Origin of the sequence: Pseudomonas sp. S37 (genome assembly GCF_016658545.1) — a bacterium.
Taxonomy (GTDB): Bacteria; Pseudomonadota; Gammaproteobacteria; order Pseudomonadales; family Pseudomonadaceae; genus Aquipseudomonas.
Window position 1 is genome coordinate 1 of the sequence record NZ_JACVZC010000188.1, and the last position, 5,987, is coordinate 5,987.

Annotated in this window: 6 protein-coding genes; all 6 read right to left on the reverse strand. The window is 63.5% G+C overall.

Translation table 11 applies throughout. The features are described from left to right. Nucleotides 1-189 precede the first annotated feature (189 nt). The gene (locus IAE39_RS28675) at nt 190-471 is read right to left on the reverse strand and encodes a DUF3509 domain-containing protein (RefSeq protein WP_051096702.1); all 282 of its coding nucleotides are present in this window, start codon (nt 469-471) and stop codon (nt 190-192) included. 79 nt (nt 472-550) lie between these two features. After that, nucleotides 551-970: a response regulator transcription factor gene (locus IAE39_RS28680; protein WP_201207837.1), complete on the reverse strand. Its 420-nt coding sequence runs from the start codon at nt 968-970 to the stop codon at nt 551-553. 234 nt (nt 971-1,204) lie between these two features. After that, entirely contained in the window at nt 1,205-2,614 is a 1,410-nt protein-coding gene (thrC, locus tag IAE39_RS28685; protein ID WP_201207838.1) for a threonine synthase, read from the reverse strand. Nucleotides 2,615-2,669: 55 nt separating this feature from the next. Beyond that, entirely contained in the window at nt 2,670-3,974 is a 1,305-nt protein-coding gene (locus tag IAE39_RS28690) for a homoserine dehydrogenase (RefSeq protein WP_060485691.1), read from the reverse strand. A gap of 83 nt (nt 3,975-4,057) precedes the next feature. Next, the gene (locus IAE39_RS28695) at nt 4,058-4,801 is read right to left on the reverse strand and encodes a thioredoxin fold domain-containing protein (RefSeq protein WP_201207839.1); all 744 of its coding nucleotides are present in this window, start codon (nt 4,799-4,801) and stop codon (nt 4,058-4,060) included. A gap of 153 nt (nt 4,802-4,954) precedes the next feature. Continuing rightward, on the reverse strand, nt 4,955-5,851 hold the full coding sequence (gene xerD / locus IAE39_RS28700; protein ID WP_201207840.1) for a site-specific tyrosine recombinase XerD: 897 nt from the start codon (nt 5,849-5,851) through the stop codon (nt 4,955-4,957). Nucleotides 5,852-5,987 lie beyond the last annotated feature (136 nt).

The window sequence follows — 5,987 nt, forward strand, 5'->3', positions numbered from 1 at the left end:
GGCCGCTTTGCGGCCCATCGCGACACAAGGCCGCTCCTACAGGGGACCGCGCAGCCCAGAAAAAAGAAACCCCGGGCGCTGGGGAAGACGCCCGGGGCCAAGCGAAAGTCCTTGGGGACTTCCCGTGACAGCCTCGCCAGTACCGGAGCAAAGCACTGGCTGGCTGCCCTACTGTGTCTGATAAGCCACTCAGGCAAAGGTTCCCTGCGGCTGCTGACGCTGCTGCAGTGCCGCGATTACGCAGGGCTGCAAGCGCCCCTCGGCTATCTGCAGGTCACGGTGCAAACCATCCACCAGGTCGATCAACAGGCGTTGCTCCTGCAACTGGCGCTCGCTGACCGTGCGCCGCAAGGTAATGCCGGCGAGGCGATCATGAACGGTCAGTTGGCGGTTACCGCTGGCATCGGCGATGCCGAGGTGGGTCTGGTAAGGGCTCAGGGCGTCGTTGAGCAGGCTGCAGATTCTTTCCATCCGGTTCACTCGCTGCGTGGTGGGATATAAAGGAACTGACCAACAGACGCAGCGGAAAGTTCGTCATGCCGCGCCTGCTTCAGTGAGCATGCGGGGCTGACATGACAGTTTGAATACGCCGCCCCGGGCGCACCTGCAGGGTTTGCAGGGCATGCTGCAGGCGCGGCATCGACAGTGGCCATGGCAGCTCGGCGAGTACCCACAAACCTTTCTTTCGTGCCTCCTGGGCAAGGTTATGGCGTTCAGGCATAGGTTGACCAACGAACAGCAGTGCACGTACCTGTTGCTGTCGGGCAAGCAAGGCAAGGCCGGCCCGGGTTGGCATGGCATGGTCGAGGATCAGCAGGTCGGGGTGGCGTTTGGCGCAGAGGCAGGCATCAAGTTCAGCGCTGCTTGCGCTGATGCGCACGTCGAAAACACCTTGGGCATTGAGGGCCTGGTGCAGGAGGATCTGGTGAGATGGGCGCGCCTGGTGGATCAACACGGAGGTCTGGTGCATGAGCCGCTCCTGGTGGGAGGACCGGCTAATCTAGGCGTTGTGCTGGGTGCATTTGAATAGGAAGTTTCTGATTGAGCCCTGGGAAAAAGCTGAGATTTTGGGGCCGCTTTGCGGCCCATCGCGACACAAGGCCGCTCCTACAGGGGAACGCGTCAGCTGCATGGGACGCGTTCCCCTGTAGAAGCGGCCTTGTGTCGCGAAAGGGCTGCGCAGCAGCCCCAGAAAGCTACGCGGTTACAGCGGCTTGCCGCGGTTACCGTGCTGGCTGACAAAGTCCTGTACCGCTTTCAGGTCATTGGCCAGGACCGTGCAACGCTCATCGCGGCTGAACAGGTCGCTGAGGTGTGCCGGCAGCTCAAGCGCCTTGCCCACACCGGCCTTCTCGACCGCTTCCGGGAACTTGACCGGGTGCGCGGTACCCAGCACCACCATCGGCGTGTCCAGGCTGCGACGGCACTCGCGGGCGGCCTTGACGCCGATCGCGGTGTGCGGGTCGAGCACTTCACCGGTAGCGGCGAATACCTCGGCGATGGTCTCGCAGGTTTGCGCATCACTGACGGCCAGCGAGTCGAACAGCTTGCGCGCCTCGGTCCAGCGGTCTTGCTCGACACTGAAGCCGCCACCTTGCTTGAAGTTGGCCATCAGCTCGGCAATCGCACCACCGTTGCGACCGTGCAGGTCGAACAGCAGGCGCTCGAAGTTGGACGAAACCATGATGTCCATCGACGGCGACAGGGTCGCGTGCAGGGTTTCCTTCACGTACTGGTTGCCGCTCATGAAGCGGTGCAGGATGTCGTTGCGGTTGGTGGCAACGATCAACTGGCTGACCGGCAGGCCCATGTTGCGCGCCAGGTAACCGGCGAAGATGTCACCGAAGTTGCCGGTTGGCACCGAGAACGCCACCGAGCGCGCCGGGCCACCCAGCTGCAGGGCAGCATGGAAGTAGTAGACGATCTGGGCCATGATCCGCGCCCAGTTGATCGAGTTGACGGCCACCAGGCGGGTGCCCTTGAGGAACGACTGGTCGGCAAAGCTGGCCTTGACCATTTCCTGGCAGTCGTCGAAGTTGCCTTCGATGGCGATGTTGTGGATGTTGTCACCGAAGATGGTGGTCATCTGCCGGCGCTGCACTTCCGACACGCGCTGGTGCGGGTGCAGGATGAAGATGTCGACGTTGTCGCAACGGCGGCAACCTTCGATGGCGGCGGAACCGGTGTCACCACTGGTGGCGCCGACAATCACCACCCGCTCGTTGCGCTTGGCCAGTACGTGGTCGAGCAGGCGGCCGAGCAGTTGCAGGGCAAAGTCCTTGAACGCCAGGGTCGGGCCGTGGAACAGCTCCAGTACCCACTCGTTGCTGTTCAGCTGGCGCAGCGGGGCCACCGCAGCGTGGGCGAACTCGCCGTAGGTTTCTTCGAGGATCTTCTTGAAGTCGGCGTCGGCAATGCTGCCTTCGACGAACGGGCGCATGACCCGGAAGGCCAGTTCGTGGTACGGCAGGCCGGCCCACGAGGCGATTTCTTCCTGGGTGAAGCGTGGCAGGTTTTCCGGCACGTACAGGCCGCCGTCGCTGGCCAGGCCAGCCAGCAGCACGTCTTCGAAATTCAGGGCCGGTGCCTGGCCGCGAGTACTGATATAGCGCATGGGTGCAAACCTTCGATGCTGAGGCCCGGGCCGCGCGGGCGGCCCGAGAACAAAATTAGTTGAGCTGTTCGACGCGGATGCGCACAACTTTGCCGACTACGTCCTGCAGGGCTTCCAGGGCGACGATGGCGTCGTTGATGCGCTGCTCGACCACGCCATGGGTCAGCAGGATCATCGGCACCAGGCCGTCCTGTTCCTCGGCTTCCTTCTGCATGATCGACTCTATGTTGATACCCCGTTCCGAAAGAATGCTGGCCACCTGAGCCAGTACCCCCGGGTGATCCTTGGCCTGGATGCGCAGGTAGTAGGCGCTCTCGCAGGCTTCGATCGGCAGGATCGGGTGGGCCGACAGCGAATCCGGCTGGAAGGCCAGGTGCGGCACACGGTTTTCCGGGTCGGAGGTCATCGCGCGGACCACGTCGACCAGGTCGCCCACCACCGACGAAGCCGTAGGCTCCATGCCGGCACCGGCGCCGTAGTACAGGGTCGAACCGGCAGCGTCGCCGTTGACCATGACCGCGTTCATCACGCCGTTGACGTTGGCGATCAGGCGGTCGGCCGGGATCAGCGTCGGGTGCACGCGCAGCTCGATGCCTTCGGCGGTGCGGCGGGCCACGCCCAGGTGCTTGATGCGGTAGCCCAGGGCTTCGGCGTAGTTCACGTCAGCCGTGGTCAGCTGGGTGATGCCTTCGGTGTATGCCTTGTCGAACTGCAGCGGGATACCAAAGGCGATGGACGCCAGGATGGTCAGCTTGTGCGCAGCGTCGATGCCCTCGACGTCGAAGGTCGGGTCGGCTTCGGCATAGCCCAGCGCCTGGGCTTCGGCCAGCACGTCAGGGAAGGCACGGCCCTTCTCGCGCATTTCGGTGAGGATGAAGTTGCCGGTGCCGTTGATGATGCCGGCCAGCCAGTTGATGCGGTTGGCCGACAGGCCTTCGCGGATGGCCTTGATCACCGGGATACCGCCGGCCACGGCTGCTTCGAAGGCAACGATGACGCCCTTCTCGCGGGCCTTGGCGAAAATCTCGTTACCGTGCACGGCGATCAGCGCCTTGTTGGCGGTGACCACGTGCTTGCCGTTTTCGATGGCCTTGAGCACCAGGTCGCGGGCGATGGTATAGCCACCGATCAGTTCGATGACAATGTCGATCTCCGGGTTGCTCGCAACTTCGAACACGTCAGCGGTAATGGGGGTACCGGTAATCTGGCAGTTCGGGTTCTGCGAGCGCATGGCGATCTGTGCCACTTCAATACCGCGCCCGGCACGGCGGGCAATCTCCTCGGCGTTGCGCTGAAGTACATTGAAGGTTCCGCCACCGACGGTCCCCAACCCACAGATGCCTACTTTGACCGGTTTCACTGTGAACTCCCCATTGAACGGGCGGCACCTTTGCCGACCGTGAAACATGCCGTCACCCCATGACGACGGCGTACTGAATTGGATTACTTGGCCAGTGCCAGCTTGGCAACCTGCGGTGCCGGCTGGTAGCCCGGAATGACCTGGCCGCTTTCCAGCACAATGGCCGGCGTGCCATTGACGCCGATCGACTGGCCCAGCTGGAACTGCTTGCCAACCGGGTTGGCGCACTTGGCAGCCTTGATTTCTTCGCCTTCGACCATCTTGTCCATTGCCCCACGGCGGTCGCTGGAGCACCACACCGCCTGCAACTGCTGGTCACCCGGCGAGCCCAGGCCCTGACGCGGGAAGGCGACATAGCGCACTTCGATACCGCGGCGGTTCAGCTCGGGCACTTCGGCGTGCAGCTTGTGGCAGTACGGGCAGGTGGTGTCGGTGAACACGGTGATGTGCGACTTGGTTTCGCCCTTGGCAGGATAAACCACCATCTCGGCGGCTGGAATGCCGTTGATGAGCTTGGCGATGCCCTGACGCTCGGTTTTTTCAGTGAGGTTGACCGGCTTGCCGTCCTGGATCTGGAACAGGTAGCCCTGCATCACGAACTGGCCATCAGCGCTGGCGTACAGCACACGACCCCCTTGCAGCTTGACTTCGTACAGGCCGTTCAGCGGGCTGCTGGCCACGCTCTCCACGGGCACTTCCAGCTCAAGGTTTTGCAGCGATTTACGGATGGCCTGCTCGGCACCGGCATTGCTATCGGTTGCCGCGGCAACGGCAAAGGTACTGGCCAGCGCCAACGCGGCGGCGGCGAAAAACTGGGTCACGCGCATGGGAACTCCTGAAGGCGGACAGGGGCCGGAGGGCGCCACCTGCGGAAAATACGCGGTGACCGTGCGGCCCTTGGTGCAAACCGTCCAAGCCTACCACATCACGCTACCGGTGAAGGGGCTTGCAAGGACCGGCCGGCGGAACATGAAAAACATTCATCCACGCGGGTGGTGCTGGGCGTGCAGCTGCTGCAGGCGGGCCTTGGCGACGTGGGTGTAGATCTGCGTGGTCGACAGGTCGCTGTGGCCCAGCAGCATCTGTACCACGCGCAGGTCGGCGCCGTGGTTGAGCAGGTGGGTGGCGAAGGCATGGCGCAGGGTGTGCGGTGACAGCGGTTTGTCGATGCCGGCTACCCGGGCATGGTGCTTGATACGGTGCCAGAAGGTCTGGCGGGTCATCTGCTCGCCGCGCAGGCTGGGGAACAGCACGTCGCTGGGGCGACCATTGAGCAGCTCGGCCCGGCCATCGCGCAGGTAGCGTTCCAGCCACACCACCGCCTCTTCGCCCATGGGCACCAGGCGTTCCTTGCTGCCCTTGCCCATTACCCGCAACACGCCTTGGCGCAGGTTGACCTGGTCGAGCGTGAGGCTGACCAGTTCGGTAACGCGCAGGCCGCAGGCATATAGCACTTCGAGCATGGCGCGATCGCGCTGGCCGATGGCCTCGCCAAGGTCCGGGGCTTGCAGCAGGGCTTCTACGTCTGCCTCGGACAGCGACTTGGGCAGTGGCTTGCCCAGTTGCGGCATGTCGACTTGCAGGGTCGGGTCGATGGCCACCAGCTTTTCCCGCAACAGGTAGCGGAAGAAGCCGCGCAGGCCAGAGATGAAACGCGCCGTGGAGCGTGGCTTGTAGCCCTGATCGAGGCGCCAGGCCAGGTGGTCGAGGATCAGATCACGGCCGGCGTCGGGCAGCGACACTGAACGCTCCTGCAGCCAGCCGTTGAATAGGGCCAGGTCACTGCGGTAGGAAACACGGGTGTTGTCGGACAGGCCTTTTTCAAGCCACAGGGCGTCGAGGAACTGGTCGATCAGGGGGTGGTCTAGGGCGGGCATTCGGGGCTGCTGGGTGTTGGAGGTGGGGTTAGTGTTTCACAGCAGCTTGGGGGTTGTCGTGATCAATCGGACCTTGAGAAGCTGACGCGGTCCCTGTAGGAGCGGCCTTGTGTCGCGATGGGCTGCGCAGCAGCCC